Consider the following 17539-nt stretch of genomic DNA (forward strand, 5'->3'; position numbering starts at 1 on the left):
TCGCTCAACTGATCGGACGCCAGCTTACCCTAACCCGGCAGAGCCGGAACCAAGAAACCTCGTCGAAAGCTCTGCTCGTTGTGGTTGTCGTGTTCGTCCGGGATCCGATGACGACGACGACGAAAAATTCTGCGACCGTTTTTTCAAGACGTGTGGCGACAGGGACAGCTCGCGAGCGTTGCGCAACCACCGCGCGGTTGATGCCCATCGGCAGGAATGCGACGCTTGAGCCATCGCGCGGATACTGCATCACGACTCAGACCCGGAGGGTCTTTCAAACAGCCCATGTCGGACCCGAGCCACGCCAAGCGCAAAGGCTTTCTGAGACACTTTCGCGGTCTGATCCGCGAGGCCGACCCGTGCGCGGACATCGACCTTCGCGGATCGCTGCGACTGGGCAAGTCCACGGTGAAGCTCCCGCCTCCCGCGCTGCCCCTGCAGATCCTGCTCGGCGGCGAGCAGGGGTATCGGCTCCACCTCTATCCGGAGCCGGTACTCGATGCCGAAGGCCGCTTCGAGCACCGTGGCAGCTATCTCCTGGTCGACCCCATGACCTATTTCTCCGACGTCAGCGGATTCATCCGACTGAGCGAAGGCGATACCCTGACCCTGGGACGCGACGACCCGACGCAGCGCCTGCTGCTGCGCTACCCGCGCGCCGTCGAGCCTCGGCATCTTCGGCTCAAACTCTCGGCCGACGGGCTGTCCATCAAGAACAAGTCCGGGGCGGCGGGCGTCTGCATCGCCCCCTTGGCCTCGACCGATCTCATGGAGCGCATGTCGCGTTGGCGCCGCCTTGCGCTCGCGCGTCTGGCACGGGTGCTGGGCGGACCGATCGAGCCTCTGGCGCGCGCCCCCGCCCTCGACCTCATCGAGCAGGTGATCGCGCTGATGGATCAGGAGCCCTATCGCGCGCTCAATCGTCTCGGTCAACCCGGCGGTCTCCTGATACTGCCCGATCGCGCGACCCCCGTCTTCGTCGGGGATCTGCGCGCCCGGATCGACAACCTGCTCGTCATCCTGACGCAGAGCGCCTTTCTTCAGGCCCTTGAGGAGGGCAGCGCCATCCTGATCATCCTGGGCAGTGCCGTACATCCGGATCGACCCGAGCAAGCCGCCGAGATGGACAGCTCCATCCTGATGATGGATCTGATCTTTCGACTCAAGCTGCGGTTTCCCGAACGGGTCTTTTATCTGCGGGGCCATCACGACAGCTTTTCCGAGGCGATCAGCCACGCCGGGTTGCCGCAAGGATCCCTCTGGGAGGACGCCCTGCATCAAGCACGAGGACCGGACTACCGGGACGCCATGCGGCGATTCTATGCCCGCCTACCCTTGGTGGCCGTCACCTCGCGCTACCTCGCCGCCCACGCCGCACCGCCGATCGAGGCCGATGGATGGCAGACGCTCGTGGACATCGACCGGCATCCGGAGCTGGCCGACCGCCTCGCTCGGGTCCGACATCCCTCGGAGCCTGCCCCGAGCAGCGCCTACGGACGGCGCGATCTGAGCCGCATGTTCCGTCGCCTCGGATTGGCGGAGAACGCCGTCTGCGTGCTCGGGGCTCGCCCGGCGCCCTCGGCCGAGCGTCGCGCGCGAGACACCGAGGGCATTGTCCAGCATCAGCGTGTCTCCAGTGCCGATCCGCACTGGGTCGGCACCCTCACGCGCACCCACAAGCGGTTGTTGCCGCTGCGCTATCCGGCCGAGCCCCTGCTGGAGGTCTACAATCGGCTCGTGCGCTCCGCAGGTCCCGGAAGCACCCCGAATCGACAGCTCACGAGCCTCGTTCAACCAATCCCGTCTAAACCGAAAGACGCTCCCGACGAGGCGCCGCGATGACCCCCGAGGTCACCCAAGCGATGACGCCGGCGATCCACTGGTGGACGATGGCGATGAGCCTCTTCGGCGGCCTCGCCCTCTTTCTCTACGGCATCGACCAGATGGCCGAGGCGCTCAAGGCGGTCGCCGGCGAGCGGATGAAAGACATCCTGGCCAAGCTGACCGCCAACCGCTTCATGGGGGCCATCACCGGCGCCTTCGTCACGGCCGTCATCAACTCTTCTTCCGTGACAACGGTTCTGGTGGTGGGCTTCATCAGCGCCGGACTCATGACCTTGAGTCAATCCGTGGGCGTCATCATGGGCGCCAACATCGGCTCCACCGTGACCGCGCAGCTGATCGCCTTTCAGATCACCGAGGCAGCCCTGTTGATGATCGGCATCGGCTTCACGATGCAGTTCGCATCCACGCAGGAGGCGATTCGCCAGTACGGCGGGATCCTCATGGGTCTGGGTCTGGTGTTCTTCGGCATGAGCATCATGAGTGACGCCATGGGGCCGTTGCGGACCTACGAGCCCTTCCTGGAGTTTGTCCGGAGGCTCGAACATCCGGCGATCGGCATCCTCGTCGCCGCCGTCTTCACCGGTGTGATCCAGTCCTCCGCCGCCACCATGGGCATTGCGATCGTCATGGCGAGCCAGGGCCTCATCAATCTTCCCACCGGGATCGCGCTCGCCCTCGGGGCCAATATCGGGACCTGCGTGACCGCCCTGCTGGCGGCGATCGGCAAACCGCGCGATGCGTTGCGCGCCGCCTTGGTACACGTCATCTTCAACGTCTGCGGCGTCCTGATCTGGGTCGGCTTCATCACACAGCTTTCGGCCTTCACTCAGCTGATCTCGCCGGCCCACCCTGACCTGTCGGGAACCGCGCGACTCGCCGCCGAGGTCCCCCGGCAGATCGCCAACGCACATACCCTATTCAATATCGCCAATACGCTCCTTTTTATCGGGCTGACCACGCAGTTCGCGCGGCTCGTGCAATGGCTGGTTCCAGACAAGCCCGCGGGCCCGGAGGCCCTCGTCGTGCGCGCAAAGTATCTGGATGAGGAGCTGCTCTCCACGCCGTCGCTGGCGCTTGACCGCGTGCGCCTGGAGGTCCTGCACATGGGCGAGCTCGTGGACAAGATGATGTCGCGCATTATGCCGGCGATCCTCAGGAGGTGTAAATTAATAAGTGGCCGATTTCCGGTGATCTGAGCGAGGCTTGATGAGGTAGTTCCAATCCATGCCATGAAATCTGGCAGGAACAAGATTCACGGCGCGAAACTCGTCGTCGCTCACGGAAATGCCGGTCGGATAGCCTGCCTCGTCGAGCTCGGCTCGGATCTCCAATCCTTTCGTCGTCGTGGTGTTTGCGATGAGGTTGACGATGACTTCGTGATTGATGAGCGGTCGGCCCCGCCAGTTCTCGGTGATGTGACAGAACATGCGATGCTCGATTTTGTTCCACTTGCTGGTGCCGGGCGGAAAGTGGCGCACGTAGATGGCGAGTCCGAGCTCGTCGGCCAGTTTCTGCAACTCCACCTTCCAGAGCCGGTTGCGGCTGGCATTGCTGCCGCCCCCATCGGCGGTGATCAGCAGCGACTGCGCATGCGGGTAGCACTGGTGTCCCATCCGAGCCCACCAGCGACGAATCGAGGCCACGGCGAATTGGGCGGTATCATGATCCACGCCGACGCTGACCCAGCCGCGATTGTCGGTGAGATCATAGATTCCATAGGGGCACACCTTGCCCAGCGCTTTGTCGGCGAAATCGTGCGTCCGGACGGGTTCCGGCTGTCCCTTCGGGCGATATTCCCGGCCCCGATTGGCAAAGGGACCAACCAGTTCCTTTTTCTTGGCGTCCACGGAGATCACCGGCTGACCGGCCCGTTGAAACACTCTCACACACCGATTGATATAGCGAAACTGCGCGTCCCGATCAGGATGCGAGTTCCCCTCGAGACATTTGCGCGTCCCTTGCAGGCGATAGTCCAGTTGCTTGAGCAACTGCGCTACTTTGCTGTGACTGACCCCATGACCTTGTCGCGCCAACGCTTCAGCGAGCTTGCGTGTGCTCTTGCAGGTCCAGCGCAAGGGGGACATGGGATCGCCCCGCGCACTCGGCTCCACCAAGGCTTCCAGTGCCTCGAGTAGTTTCGGATCCTGTGCCGTCACCGCATGCCGGCCTCCTCCGGAGCGCCGTATCCGACCCGCAGGCGATGGATCCGATGCCTCTTCACCGCGCATTTCCTCGCAACCACGCTGAATCGTGCGCTCGCCTAAACCGGTGGCTTGAGCGACGGCGCGGATGCCGCCGTGACCGAGCTCCAGTGCTTCACACGCCGCCCAGTGCCGACGCCCCCGCTCGTCCAGCACGCTTTGCAAGCGCTGGAACTTCCGCCTTACGCGCTCAATCAGTGCCGGTTCGACCATGCAGAAAACATGGCACAACATCACCAAATCGGCCAGTTATTTATTTACGACGTCTCAGCGGCAATCGCCGCACGCTGCGCGAGATCGAGCTGATGGACAACGATGTGGACACGCTGCACGCCCAGATCATCACCTATCTGGGCAAGATCAGCCGTCTATCGCTCACCGAGAAGCAGACCGCGACGCTGATGCGCCTGATGGCGGCGGTGAACGATTTGGAGAACATCGGCGACGTCGTCGAAACCAACCTGATCGTGCTCGGCCGCGAGCGCATCGACGCGGGCGTCTCCATCAGCGGGCCGACCCGCCAGGTCCTCATGGGTTTCCACCAGGTCGTGACACGCTCGGTCGCCGCCGCAGTCCAGGCCGTTGCGCAGAACAACGAGTTGGCCGCGCGATCCGTGACCTCCATGAAGCAGGAGATCCAACATATCGCCGACTCCGCGGCCATTCACCAAGCACAACGCCTCGTCGCGGAAGAACCGAATCGGATCCCCGCCTACACGATCGAGATCGACATCATCGAGAAGCTCAAGCGGATCTATTATTTTGCCAAACGGATGGCCAAGACGGTCGAGACGGACGAGGAGGAGGATGGCGCGTCGTGATGGAACAGGATCTTGGCGCCTGATTCCGGATCCGAAACGCGCTGCCGGAAGGTGTGATTGCAGATGCCGGGCGCATCGATCCCGTCCTCCCGTGCCCGGCGGTTGACCATCGCCCGGGCACGTTGCCGTTGGTGCGCACCCGCCCCGCCGGAATCGACCGAGACGCGACATCAACCTCAAGGCAGCGCAAGGCGCAAGGCTGGCGGGGTCTGAGCCGGAGCTAAAACCGGAGCCGCCGCAGCATCCTGGAACTGCAGAGACGCCAGCCGCGCATAGAGCCCGTCCTCGGCCATCAGCGCTTCATGGCGCCCGCTCGCGACGATCCGACCCTGATCAAGGACCAGGATGCGGTCTGCCGTACGCACGGTCGCCAGACGATGGGCGATGACGATGCTGGTGCGACCCTGCATCAGATGCTCCAACGCCTCCTGCACCAGGCGCTCGCTCTCGGCATCAAGGGCGCTGGTCGCCTCGTCGAGCAACAGCAGGACCGGATTGCGCAGCACCGTGCGTGCGATGGCGATGCGCTGACGCTCGCCGCCCGAGAGCCTCACCCCGCGCTCGCCCAGGAAAGTATCGAAGCCCTGCGGTAGGCGGTCGAGAAACTCGGCCGCGTGGGCGGCCTCGGCTGCGCGGCGGACATCCGCATCGCTCGCGTCGGCCAGACCGTAACGGATGTTCTCCCAGGCGTTCGCGCCGAAGATGACCGGATCCTGCGGGACCAGCGACATATGCCGGCGCAGCTCGGCGGGCGCCAGATCGCGCAGATCCACGCCGTCGAAGCGCACCGCGCCGGCGACCGGATCGTAGAAGCGCAACAGCAGTTGAAAAAGGGTCGATTTGCCGGCGCCGGAGGGTCCGACCAGCGCCACCCGCTCGCCGGGCTCGATGACCAGGTCGAGGCGATCCAGTGCGGCGGTATCCGGGCGCGCCGGATAGAGGAAGCGCACCGCATCGAATTCGACGCGCCCGCGCGCCGGATCCGGCAACGCCTTCGGCTCGGGCGGTGTGCGAATACTCGACTCGGACTCCAACAGCTCCATGAGGCGCTCGCTCGCACCCGCACCACGCAACAACTGACCCATCAGCTCGCTCAGAGAGCCGACCGATCCGGCAACCACGACGGCGTAGAAGAGAAAGGCCGAGAGCTCGCCCCCGCTGATCGTGCCGGCCAGCACCTGCCGGCCGCCGACCCAGAGCACGACCCCGATCGCGCCGAAGGTCAGGAGGGTCGAAACGGCCGCCAGCAGGGCGCTGGTTTGCGAACGCCGCGCCGCGACCTCGAAGGCGGACTCCACCTGCGTGCCGTAGCGCTCGCGGTCGATCGGCTCGTGACAGCAGGCCTGCACCGTGCGGATCCCGTGGATCACCTCGTCGACATAGGCGCCGACATCGGCGATCCGGTCCTGGCTGTCGCGCGAGAGACGTCTCACCCGATGCCCCAAGAGCCAGGCCGGGAGGATCACGAAAGGTACCCCGAGCAGCACCAGGCCGGTCAGGGCGGGGCTGGTGATCGCAAGCATGACGATGCCGCCGATCATCAGTAGACCGGTGCGCAGCACCATCGCCAGGGTCGAGCCGACCACGACCTGCAGCAACGCCGTGTCGCTGGTCAGGCGCGAAATGACCTCACCGACGCGAGTCGTCTCGAAGAAGCCGACATCGAGCGACAACACCCGGTCGAAGACGCTCTTGCGGATATCCGCCACCACCCGCTCGCCGATCCAGTTGAGTAAGTAGCTGCGGACCCCCACGGCAATGCCGGTTGCCAGGACGACGGTCAAAAACAGGATCAATGCCTGATCCAACGCCTGCGTCGAGCCGCTGGTCAGACCCGAATCCACCAGGGTGCGAATCACCTGACCGAAGGCGAGCACCGAGCCGGCCCCGACGAAGAGTGCCACCAGCGCCCCCGCGAGCTGCCAGCCGTAGGGCCGGGTGAAACCAAGCAGGCGCCGCAGCGCTCCAAGGTTACGGGTCCCCGGTCGGTCGCCGGGGACTGCAGATTGTTCGCGCATAGGCGTGATCTCGTAGGGACGGAAGCGAAGAGGTCCCGCTCGCTTTCAAAAGGATCGGCACCCGAAGATGGCCGGACCGGAGTTTCTTTTCGCCGTGGCGTGACCGATTCCGACTAGGCCCGTCGGCCGGCCCTCTGCTAACCTCGGAAGACCCGAGGCGCGGTCGGCAAGCGTGTCCGGGTCAGTGCAAGGAACGGCGACAAAACAGCAGGAGTCGATTCTCCACCACCGAGGGAGCTCGAAGAGACGATGAAGACGATTCAACAACTGCTCGGCGACAAAGGGGTGCAGGTTTGGTCGATCGGCCCCGATGCAAGCGTTTTTGACGCACTCGTGCTGATGGCCGAGAAACAGATCGGCGCACTCTTGGTCATGGACGACACCGGAATGATCGGTCTGATCTCGGAGCGCGACTATGCCCGCAGCGTCATTTTGAGGGGGCGCACATCCAAGGAGACGCTGGTGCGCGATGTCATGACCGAGCGCGTGGTCTGCACAAAGCCGGATCAGACACTGGAAGAGGCCATGGCCCTGATGACGGACAAGCGCGTTCGCCATCTCCCGGTCATCGACGACGGCAAGGTCATCGGCCTCATCTCGATCGGCGATCTGATCAAATCCATCATCTCGGAGCACAAGTTCATCATCGAGCAGCTCGAGCACTATATCAGCAGCGGCTGATATCCCGGCCTGACAACCCAATACGACACTCCAGCCGCACACCCCGGGTACGCCGACTTCAGTCGGCACCTGGGGAGGCGGACTTCAGTCCGCCGCGCGGGCGCGTTCGGGCGACTGCAGTCGCCCGTCCCCGGGAGCCGGATGAATCCGGCGTACCCATTGACTTGATGGACAGCCAAAGCTGCAATGGCAGGCATGAAGATCCTGCACGCGTTCTGGCTTCCGGAGAAGAGCCCCGACTTTATACAGTCGGGGACGTTGCGCCTCTGGTGCGAAACCGACCGGGCCGATTCCGACAACCCGGAACCGACATCGGCCCGCCACCCCTGCCAGTTGCCGCAAACGGATTGGCCGGCGCTGATCGAGGGTCTCGGGCTCGCGAGCGCAGGGATGACACTCAAGCCGACCCCCGGCATCGTGCTTCTGCCGAGCCAAGGCGCGAGACCGCTTCCTTGCCCCGAGCTCGCCAAGGCCCTGCCGGAGCCCCTGGATGTCTCCGGGGCGACGCTGCGCACCTGGGAGGTCGACACCATCCCGCTGGAGCGGCCCATCAAGCAGCTCGGCGACATGCACTATCTGGCAGCCTTTGGCGTCGACAACCTGGAGCCGGGCAGCGACTTTCTTTTCTGGTACTGGTTCACGCAGGCGCTGAAGCAACGGCTGCTGCGCGATCAATATCTTCCGGCGCTGCGTTATCGTCAGCCGCCGACCCCGAAAGGCAAGGGCAAACGCACAACACCGGCGCCCGAGATCTACGGCGCTTGGCAGTGGGCAGCGGGCGACGACGACCCCTTGATCGCCACAGCGGTGGAGCGCATGCCCGCGGCCTGCGGCGCTGGCCTCGGTGTCGGTCCCATCGTCCGCCAAAGTGGCGGCCGGGACGCGGGTCCGCCCGTGCACGGACAAGAGTGGTTCGAGCCCGCCAGTTTGCTGCAGCACTGCGCGCAGGTGCTGCTCGACCACGTGGTTCGACAAACCAAGTGGCCGGCAGCATTCCAAAAGCGCGCCGACGCGACCCTCATCGCGCCCTGCCTGGTGCCCACACCCGCCGCTGCCCGCTGGACACCCTCCACGCCGGACCCGTCGGCCGGACTGGAGATGCAACGCCGGTGGCTGGCGTGGCGCGACCGCATCATCGGCGGCGAACGCAACGCCACCTTCCGCCTGGGCTTTCAACTCGCGGAGCCACCGACCGACGATGAACGCGGGCAAGATCGGGACCCCAGCGGCGGCCATGACGGCGACCATCGCGACCAATGGCGCCTGCACTTCGTTGCCGTCGCCGCCGACGACCCCTCGCACCGCTTGGCGCTGGCGGACTACTGGGCCGCCTCGAAATCGCAGCGTGCCGCGCATCGGTCACGCTTGGGTGCCGACTTCGAACAGGTCCTGCTACTGAATCTCGGACTCGCCGCGCGCATGGTGCCGATGCTTTGGGGCGGACTCGACAGCGCCGAGCCGCAGTCCGTGGGGTTGGACCTGGACAGCGCCTTCACCTTCCTGAAGGAATCCGCCTGGGTACTCGAAGACGCCGGCTACAGCGTCATCGTGCCGGCCTGGTGGACGCCCAAGGGCCGCCAGCGCTTCAAACTGCGGCTGCGCCCGTCCGCGGCCAAGCCTGGAGCAAGCGCCGGCGCCAGCCCGGGTGCGGGTCACGTCAACCTGTCCAACCTGATCCAATACCGCTACGACCTGGCCATCGGCGATGAGACCCTGAGCGCCGAGGAATGGCAACAGTTGGTCGAGGCCAAGACGCCGCTGGTGCGCTTCCGCGGCCAATGGGTCGAGCTTGACCGGGACAAGATGCAGGAGATGCTCGCCTTCTGGCGCGAGCACGGCAGCGAGATGCCGAGCATGAGCCTGCAGGAGATCCTGCAACGCACCGCCGAGGACGACGCCTTCGAGGTCGATCCCGACGCCGCCCTCGCCACAATGCTGGAGCGACTGCGCAACCAGAGCCGGCTGCAGCCGGTCGAGACCCCGGCGGGCCTGCACGCCGAGCTGCGCGACTACCAGAAGCGCGGCCTGGCCTGGCTCGGCTTCCTCGAAGGTCTGGGGCTGAACGGCTGTCTGGCCGACGACATGGGGCTGGGCAAGACCATGCAGGTCATTGCCCGGCTCGTTCAGGAACGTGCCGGGGCGGACCCGATCGCGCCGACCCTGTTGGTCGCGCCGACTTCGGTCATCGGCAACTGGCAGAAAGAAGTCGAACGCTTCGCGCCGAGCCTCGGCACCTGGATTCACCACGGCGCCAAACGCGAGCAAGACATCGAAGCGTTCAAGGCACAGGCCGCCAAGCACGACCTCATCATCACCTCTTACGCCCTGGTCCGCCGCGACCAAAAGCTGCTGGCCGGTGTGGACTGGCACCGCGTGGTGCTCGACGAGGCGCAAAACATCAAGAATCCGAAGGCCGACCAGACCCGCGCCGTGTGCAAGCTCCAGGCCCGGCATCGTCTTGCGCTGACCGGAACGCCGGTGGAAAACCGGCTGACCGACCTCTGGTCCATCTTCAACTTCGCCAATCCCGGCTATCTCGACACCCAGCCACGCTTTCGCAAACGCTTCGAGCTGCCGGTGCAGCGCGACAACGACCCGGTGCAGACCGCGACCCTCAAGCGCCTGGTGGAGCCCTTCATCCTGCGCCGCGTGAAGAGCGACAAATCCATCATCGCCGACCTGCCGGACAAGCTCGAGGCCATCGCCTACTGCAATCTCAGCCGCGAGCAAGCGGCACTGTATGAATCGGTGGTGCGCGACGTCGAACAGCAGCTCGAAGAGAAGACCGGCATCGAGCGCCAGGGCCTGATGCTGTCCACGCTGATGCGCCTGAAGCAGATCTGCAACCACCCGGCGCAGTTCCTTCAGGACGGCAGTGCCTTCACCGCCGCGCGCTCGCACAAGCTCGAACGCCTGCAGGCGATGCTCGAAGAGGCCATGGCCGAGGGCGACAGCGTACTGATCTTCTCCCAGTTCACCGAGATCGGCGAGCAGCTCGAACGCATGCTGCGCCGCGAGAGTCATTACAACACCTATTATCTGCACGGCGGCACCTCGCGTGCCCGGCGCGAGCAGATGATCGACGCCTTCCAGGACCCGGACGGCGAGCCGTCGGTGTTCGTCCTCTCGCTGAAGGCCGGCGGCGTCGGCATCACGCTGACCAAGGCCAATCACGTCTTCCACTTCGACCGTTGGTGGAATCCGGCCGTCGAGGATCAGGCCAGCGATCGCGCCTACCGCATCGGCCAGCAAAAGACGGTGTTCGTGCACAAGTTCGTGACGCTAGGCACCCTGGAGGAGCGCATCGACGCCATGATCCAGGACAAAAAGGCCCTGGCCGGCGCCATCGTCGGCAGCGACGAGTCCTGGCTGACGCAACTCGACAACGACCGCTTCAAAGACCTGATCCGCCTCAATCGCCAGGCGGTGATGGGCTGATGCAGCGATAGGCGACGACAACATGAGCAACCCGGGCAGAACCTGGTGGGGGAGCCGCTTCCTGGCGGCATTGGAAGGCTTCACGGACAGCGGCCGCTTGGAGCGCGGACGCGCCTACAGCAGCGACAGTCGTATCCTCGAGTTCGCCATCGTCGACGGCATGGTGACGGCGACCGTGCGCGGCAACATCAACCCCTACTTCGGCGTCTACAAAGAGCCGAAGTACAAAACCCGTATCCAGATGACCCCGTTGGCCGCGGACGCCTGGGCCCGCGCGATCGCCCGGATCGGCAGTCGCGCCGGACTGGTCGCACGCCTGTCGATGAACGAGATGCCGGACGACATCGAGTCCGCGTTTGCCGGAAAAGGCAAAGGCACCGGCACTGGCCTGCTGCCGCGCAATCGCCAGGACTTCAAGCTCACCGACTGCTCCTGCCCCGACAGCGCCAACCCTTGCAAGCACATCGCCGGGGTCTATTACAGGCTGGCCCACCAACTCGATCACGACCCCTTCCTGCTGTTCGAATTGCGTGGTCTCGGCCGAGAGCAACTGCGCAAGGCCCTCGCCAAAACCCCGCTCGGCAACGCACTGCACGGGCTCGCCGAGACCGACAAACCGGAGCCAGTCGCAACCGACAGCTACTTCACCCGGCCCCAGCCCACGAGCGCATCACCCGACTATCACGCCTTTTGGCACGGCACCAAGCGCCTGCCGCGCGAGCTACCGCCGATGCGCGCCGCCGAGGTGCCGGCCATCCTGATCCGCAAAGGCGGCGACTATCCCGCGTTCTGGGACAGGGATGCCTCGTTCGTCGCACTCATGGAGGAGCTGTACCTGCGGGTACGCGAGAAAAACAAGACCCTGCTTTAAACCGCGTCCAGAGCGACATGCGTCATTTTCATTTTGTGTCCAGCGTCGGAGACGTCCTTGCTCTTGGCGAGACGCGGTTTAGAGTTTAATTTTTTTTGCACTTGAACCCGCGCTGGCGCCGACAAATGGCGCATACCGTGCGCACCGGGCGCGGTTTAAGCAACATGCCCCGGCGGCAATGTTCGTGCCGACTAAAGTCGGCGTACCCAGGTGCCGGTTGAAACCGGCGAACCCACACCTGGGTACGCCGACTTGAGTCGGCCCCCCGGGAAGGCGGACTTCAGTCCGCTGGGTACGCCGACTTGAGTCGGCCCCTGGGGAGGCGGACTTCAGTCCGCCGTCTGCTGCGCCCCTACATCGAAATCCCGGCCAGCCCGCGAATGGCATCGCGATTGGTGCGAGACGTCGCCAGGGCCAACGCCGGGTGAGCCGGCAGCCATCGGTACTCGGTGTGCTCGCGCGGATCGAGACGGATGAAACGTCGCGTCTCCAGCACTAGGGCGAACCAATATTCGCGATTGAAGCAGACATTGGGGGCGTAGCGTTTCCGCCAGGCTTGGATGATGGGAAAGAGGTTCGAGTGGCGCAGATCGATCAGGGCGCCGCCGACCCGCAAGCCCGTTTCTTCGAAGACCTCGCGTGCGGCGGCGTGTCGCGGCGACTCGCCGAGCGCCAGGCTTCCGGTCACCGACTGCCAGAAGCCGGCGGGGCGGGTCCGCTTCAGCAGAAGAAACTCGCCGCCACGGGTGCAGATGACAACCAGCACCGATTGAGCGCGCTTGCGCGTCTCCTCCAACATGGGTAACGGCTCCAAGGTCTGATCATCGCTTTCGACGTCGAGCGCAACGCGCGGCGCCTCCTCGAACGGCGGCCCCGACCGGACGGCGTCGTCGACACCCGGCCCCGGCATCATCTCAGCCGCATCCACGGGCATCTTTGGCTCAGGCCCGCAGCCTGATCCGCAGCGCAAGCTCTTTGAGCTGGTTCTCGTCCACGGCCGACGGGGCATCGGTGAGCAGACAGGCGGCACTCTGGGTCTTGGGGAAGGCCATGACGTCGCGGATCGAGGTCGCACCGGTCATGAGCATCACCAGACGGTCCAGACCGAAGGCGATGCCGCCATGCGGCGGGCAACCGAACCGCAGCGCCTTCAGCAAGAACCCAAAGCGGTCCTCGGCCTGCTCCTCGGTGATGGCCAGAAGCTTGAAGACCTGCCGCTGGACCGCGTCGCGATGGATACGGATGGAGCCGCCGCCGATCTCGGTGCCGTTCAAGACCATATCGTAGGCGCGCGACAGACAGGCGCCCGGATCGCTGTCGAGCAGATCCAGCTGCTCTTCCTTCGGCGCCGTGAAGGGATGATGCAGGGCCACCCAGCGCTGGCTGTTGGCATCGCGTTCGAACATCGGAAAGTCCACGACCCACACCGGATGCCAGCCCTCGGCGAGCAGCCCGCGGTCCTGGCCGAGCCGCACCCGCAGCGCGCCCATCGACTCGTTGACCACCGTGGTCTTGTCCGCGCCGAAGAAGATGAGGTCGCCGTCGACGGCCGCGGTGCAGGTCATGATGGCGTCGACCGCACTGTCGGGCAGGAACTTGAGGATCGGCGACTGCAGGCCCTCGCGACCCTTCTCCGCCCAGGCGTTGACCTTGATGTAGGCCAGACCCTTCGCGCCGTAGATGCCGACGAATTGGGTGTAGCCGTCGATCTCCTTGCGCGAGAGCTCACCGCCGCGCGGCAGACGCAGGGCAACCACGCGACCCTCGGGATCCTGTGCCGGCTCGGCGAAGACCTTGAAGTCGACACCGGCCATGAGATCGCCGACATCGATCAGCTCCAGGGGCACGCGCAGATCGGGGCGATCCGAGCCGAAGCGACGCATCGACTCGGCATAGGACAGGCGCGGGAAGGGGTCGGGCAGCTCGACGCCCTGCACATCGCGGAAGAGCGTGCGGATCATGGTCTCCATGATCGCCATCAGCTCGTCCTCGGTCATGAAGGAGACCTCGATGTCGAGCTGGGTGAACTCGGGCTGGCGATCGGCGCGCAAATCCTCGTCCCGGAAGCAGCGGGCGATCTGATAATAGCGGTCCATGCCCGCCATCATGAGCAACTGCTTGAAGAGCTGCGGCGACTGGGGCAGCGCGAAGAACTCGCCCGGATGGGTGCGGCTGGGGACCAGATAGTCACGCGCGCCCTCGGGCGTGGACTTGGTCAGAATGGGGGTCTCGATGTCGAGGAATCCCTGTGCGTCCAGAAAATACCGCATCGCCTGTGTTACGCGGCTGCGCGTGCGCAGGCGCGCCTGCATCTCGGGGCGACGCAGATCCAGATAGCGATAGCGCAGACGCAGCTCTTCGGAGGCGTCGGCACCGTGCTCGTCGAGCTGGATCGGCGGGGTGTCGGAGGCGTTGAGGATCTCCAGATCCAGGCCCAACACCTCGATCTCGCCGGTCGGCAGATCCGGGTTGACGGTCCCCGCCGGTCGCGCGCGCACCCGACCCGTCACCTTGAGCACGTACTCGCTGCGCGCCTGCTCGGCGCGCGCGAAGACCTCGGGGCGATCCGGATCAAAGACGATCTGCACAAGACCTTCGCGATCGCGCAGATCGATGAAGATGACCCCGCCATGATCCCGACGCCGATGCACCCAGCCGCACAACACGACCTCTTGGCCCTCATGGCGGCTGTTCAGTTCTCCACAATACTGCGTGCGCATCGTCGTCTCGCCTCGTGTCTTCGCATCGAGCGACGCAAAAGCGCGTCGCTCGATCAGGTTTATTGCGTGATGGGGTGGGGAAAGATCGGTCGCCGCGTCCGGCTCACGCCGCGGGCTTTTTTTCGACCGGCTTTGGCTTCGGTTTTGGCGTGGCGCTCGCGTCCGGCTTCGCCGTGGTGGTGCCGCCCTTGTCGCCCGAGCCAGCGCCCGAGCCAGCAGCCGCACTGTCACCCGACTTGGTCTCCTTCTTCTCGCCGGTGTCGTGCAGATTCTTCTGGTTCGACTTTTTGAAGTCGGTCTCGTACCAACCGCCGCCCTTCAACCTGAAAGCCGCGGCGGAGATCTGTTTGCGCAGCGTCGGCTGGCCGCACGCGGGGCAGTCGACCAGGGGCGGATCGCTGATCTTCTGGATCTGCTCAAGCGCATGACCGCAACTCTCGCAGCGGTACTCGTAGATCGGCATCGTTCGTTCCTCGACAAAAGCAAGCTGGCGCCAATTATCAGGCGTTTCCGTAAAGAATGCATACCGCAGACGGGCGGATCAGCGACACGGGTCTCGTGCTACACTGATCCAGTGTACTCGCGCGGAGACGTTCATGGCCAATCTGACGATCACTGTCGACGACGAGGTTCTCAAGCAGGCGCGAATGCGCGCACTGGAAGAGAACAGCTCGGTCAACGCCATCCTGGGGCGCTATCTGCAGGACTACGCGCAAGCCGACGCGGCGCGACAGCGGCGCCAGGACGCGCTCGACGCCCTCCTTGCGTTAGCGCAGCAGTGCCGCTGCGGCCGCGCCGGAAAAACTTGGACGCGCGAGGATCTGCATGAGCGGTGAGATCCGTTTTCTCGACACCAATGTGCTGGTCTATGTCTTCGACGACGATGAGCCGGAAAAACAGGCAATCGCCGAGCGGATCTTACGCGACGATTCCGGGATTCGGCTCAGCACCCAGGTGCTTGCAGAATTTTATGTCACGGTCACCCGCAAACTGGGGCGTCCGATGTCGCCCCAAGACGGCTTAACCGCCGTGCGACACTTAAAGACCTATCCTGTCGCGATGATTACCCAAGACCTCGTCACCCGGGGCATCAGCCGCAGCATCGACTCGCGGATCTCCTTTTGGGACGGCCTGATCGTGGAGACCGCACTGGCCGAAAAGGCTCACTTGCTGATCACGGAAGACCTTCAGGACGGATGGACGATCGGGTCCATGCGGGTTTGGAATCCCTTCAAGTCCGCCGGCAACGACAATCCCCGGCCGTGCTGAGCAGCGAGTCAAACCGACGATGACGTCGCCGACCAAGCGAACTATCCTCGTCACCGGCTGCTCCAGCGGCATCGGGCTCGCCTGCGCGCTGGGTCTGGCCGAACGCGACTGGCTGGTGATCGCCTCCGCGCGCAAGTCCGAAGACGTCTCCCGGCTGAAGGAGAAAGGTCTCACCGCCGTTCAACTCGACCTGGACGACCCCGAGAGTATCGCGAATGCACTCGCGCAGACCCTGGACATCAGCGGCGGACGGCTCGACGCACTCTTCAACAACGGTGCCTACGGACAACCGGGCGCGGTGGAGGATCTGACCCGAGACGTCCTGCGCGCCCAACTGGAGACGAACCTGCTCGGCTGGCACGATCTGACCTGCCGCGTCATCCCGATCATGCGCCGGCAAGGTCACGGCCGCATCGTGCAGAACAGTTCCATCCTCGGCGTCATCCCGCTCCCCTTTCGCGGCGCCTATGTCGCGAGCAAATATGCGCTGGAAGGGCTTACGGATACGCTGCGTCTGGAGCTACGCGGCAGCGGGATCTCGGTCTCCCTGATCCAGCCCGGCCCCATCCTGAGTCGCTTTCGAGACAACGCCTACCTCGCGCTAAAGGCGAACATCGACACCGAGCGCAGTGTCCACCACGACGCCTACGCGCGTGCGGAGGAACGTCTGACCAAGGTAGGCGCCGCCCAGCCCTTCACCCTTCCGCCCGAGGCGGTGATGAAGAAGCTGATCCATGCCCTGGAAAGCCCACGCCCTCGGATTCGCTATGCGGTGACTTTCCCCACTCACCTCTTCGGCGTGCTCACCCGAATCCTGCCCGACAGCGCACTGGACTGGGTCATCGCACGCATCTCACGCGGCGGTGCCGGCTAGCAGCCCAGACCCACCCCCAACTGAGTTTCAAGGCATCGAGATCATCCTTTCGTTGTCGTTGTCGTTGTCGTCGTTCGGTATCCGATTACGACAACGACAACGACAACGACAACGACAACGACAACGACAACGACAACGAGCAGAGCCCTAGACAGGTTTCTTGGTTCCGTCGCTAAAGGAAGCGCATCCTTCCAACCCGCAAAAAAATAAACATCCGTTTAAACCGCGTCCCACCGACGCCGCAGAGATCAGCCGAGACCAACCTCACCACCGGCCATCACATATCCCGCCGGACGCGGTTTAAACGTACTTGACTTCCAGGATCTCGAACTCACGCACCCCTCCCGGCACCTGCACCGAGGTGACATCGCCTTCACTCTTGCCGATCAGACAGCGGGCAATGGGCGAGCCGACCGAGATCTTGCCCTGCTTCAGATCCGCTTCGTCCTCGCCGACGATCTGGAAGCTGTGCTCGATATCCTTGTCCAGCTCCAACACCTGCACGGTCGCGCCGAAGACGACCCGCCCGTTGGCGGCGAGCTGCGTCACGTCGATGATCTGGGCGTTCGCGAGCTTGCCCTCGATATCCTGAATACGCCCTTCGACGAAGCCCTGCTGCTCGCGTGCGGCATGGTACTCGGCGTTTTCCTTCAGATCGCCGTGCGCCCGCGCCTCGGCGATCGCCTCGATGATCCGGGGGCGCTCGATACGCTTGAGCCGCTCGAGCTCTTCGCGCAATTTCTCAGCGCCTCCGACAGTCAGAGGGACCTGATTCATGGGTGATTTCCTCGTCTGGATGCA

15 protein-coding genes are annotated in these 17539 nt (G+C 64.5%); 9 read left to right on the plus strand and 6 right to left on the minus strand.

Annotation, left to right across the window (positions count from 1 at the left end; all coding sequences use genetic code 11):
* Positions 1-285: 285 nt before the first annotated feature.
* Positions 286-1842: a metallophosphoesterase family protein gene (locus BDD21_RS03110; protein ID WP_120795904.1), complete on the plus strand. Its 1557-nt coding sequence runs from the start codon at positions 286-288 to the stop codon at positions 1840-1842.
* Positions 1839-3041, plus strand: a complete 1203-nt coding sequence (locus BDD21_RS03115) for a Na/Pi cotransporter family protein (protein ID WP_245969381.1) — start codon at positions 1839-1841, stop codon at positions 3039-3041. Before BDD21_RS03110 ends, BDD21_RS03115 begins: the two co-directional genes overlap by 4 nt.
* Here the strand turns inward: BDD21_RS03115 and BDD21_RS03120 are convergent.
* Positions 3012-4259, minus strand: coding sequence for an ISAzo13 family transposase (locus tag BDD21_RS03120; RefSeq protein WP_120795905.1), 1248 nt, complete (start codon positions 4257-4259; stop codon positions 3012-3014). The genes BDD21_RS03115 and BDD21_RS03120 overlap by 30 nt on opposite strands.
* On the opposite strand from BDD21_RS03120, the gene BDD21_RS03125 reads away from it, so the two are divergent.
* Positions 4157-4867: a PhoU domain-containing protein gene (locus tag BDD21_RS03125; RefSeq protein WP_245969382.1), complete on the plus strand. Its 711-nt coding sequence runs from the start codon at positions 4157-4159 to the stop codon at positions 4865-4867. The genes BDD21_RS03120 and BDD21_RS03125 overlap by 103 nt on opposite strands.
* A gap of 176 nt (positions 4868-5043) precedes the next feature.
* Here the strand turns inward: BDD21_RS03125 and BDD21_RS03130 are convergent, their stop codons facing one another.
* Complete coding sequence (locus BDD21_RS03130; protein WP_120795906.1) at positions 5044-6885, minus strand: ABC transporter transmembrane domain-containing protein; 1842 nt, start codon at positions 6883-6885, stop codon at positions 5044-5046.
* Between the two features lie 249 nt (positions 6886-7134).
* Between BDD21_RS03130 and BDD21_RS03135 the strand changes: the two genes are divergently transcribed.
* The 3 genes from BDD21_RS03135 to BDD21_RS03145 all read left to right on the plus strand — a co-directional run bounded on the left by BDD21_RS03135 (position 7135) and on the right by BDD21_RS03145 (position 11875).
* On the plus strand, positions 7135-7566 hold the full coding sequence (locus tag BDD21_RS03135; protein ID WP_120795907.1) for a CBS domain-containing protein: 432 nt from the start codon (positions 7135-7137) through the stop codon (positions 7564-7566).
* Positions 7567-7752: 186 nt separating this feature from the next.
* Positions 7753-11004, plus strand: coding sequence for a DEAD/DEAH box helicase (locus BDD21_RS03140; protein ID WP_245969383.1), 3252 nt, complete (start codon positions 7753-7755; stop codon positions 11002-11004).
* Positions 11005-11026: 22 nt separating this feature from the next.
* Positions 11027-11875, plus strand: a complete 849-nt coding sequence (locus tag BDD21_RS03145; RefSeq protein WP_120795908.1) for an SWIM zinc finger family protein — start codon at positions 11027-11029, stop codon at positions 11873-11875.
* Between the two features lie 352 nt (positions 11876-12227).
* Here BDD21_RS03145 and nudB read toward each other — a convergent pair whose 3' ends face one another.
* The 3 genes from nudB to BDD21_RS03160 all read right to left on the minus strand — a co-directional run bounded on the left by nudB (position 12228) and on the right by BDD21_RS03160 (position 15058).
* Positions 12228-12788: a dihydroneopterin triphosphate diphosphatase gene (nudB, locus tag BDD21_RS03150; RefSeq protein WP_245969384.1), complete on the minus strand. Its 561-nt coding sequence runs from the start codon at positions 12786-12788 to the stop codon at positions 12228-12230.
* Between the two features lie 28 nt (positions 12789-12816).
* Entirely contained in the window at positions 12817-14595 is a 1779-nt protein-coding gene (gene aspS, locus BDD21_RS03155; protein WP_120795910.1) for an aspartate--tRNA ligase, read from the minus strand.
* Positions 14596-14698: 103 nt separating this feature from the next.
* Positions 14699-15058: an FmdB family zinc ribbon protein gene (locus BDD21_RS03160; RefSeq protein ID WP_120795911.1), complete on the minus strand. Its 360-nt coding sequence runs from the start codon at positions 15056-15058 to the stop codon at positions 14699-14701.
* A 133-nt stretch (positions 15059-15191) separates the two neighbouring features.
* On the opposite strand from BDD21_RS03160, the gene BDD21_RS03165 reads away from it, so the two are divergent.
* From BDD21_RS03165 to BDD21_RS03175, 3 genes are read left to right on the plus strand one after another with little or no spacing between them, the layout of a single operon-like run.
* Positions 15192-15431, plus strand: coding sequence for a hypothetical protein (locus BDD21_RS03165; protein ID WP_120795912.1), 240 nt, complete (start codon positions 15192-15194; stop codon positions 15429-15431).
* Entirely contained in the window at positions 15421-15864 is a 444-nt protein-coding gene (locus tag BDD21_RS03170; protein ID WP_120795913.1) for a PIN domain-containing protein, read from the plus strand. The genes BDD21_RS03165 and BDD21_RS03170 overlap by 11 nt, the downstream gene beginning before the upstream one ends.
* A gap of 19 nt (positions 15865-15883) precedes the next feature.
* Positions 15884-16738, plus strand: a complete 855-nt coding sequence (locus tag BDD21_RS03175; RefSeq protein ID WP_120795914.1) for an SDR family oxidoreductase — start codon at positions 15884-15886, stop codon at positions 16736-16738.
* Positions 16739-17038: 300 nt separating this feature from the next.
* Here the strand turns inward: BDD21_RS03175 and greA are convergent, their stop codons facing one another.
* Positions 17039-17515: a transcription elongation factor GreA gene (gene greA, locus BDD21_RS03185; RefSeq protein WP_120795915.1), complete on the minus strand. Its 477-nt coding sequence runs from the start codon at positions 17513-17515 to the stop codon at positions 17039-17041.
* Positions 17516-17539: the final 24 nt, after the last annotated feature.

Source organism: Thiocapsa rosea, assembly GCF_003634315.1.
GTDB lineage: Bacteria > Pseudomonadota > Gammaproteobacteria > Chromatiales > Chromatiaceae > Thiocapsa > Thiocapsa rosea.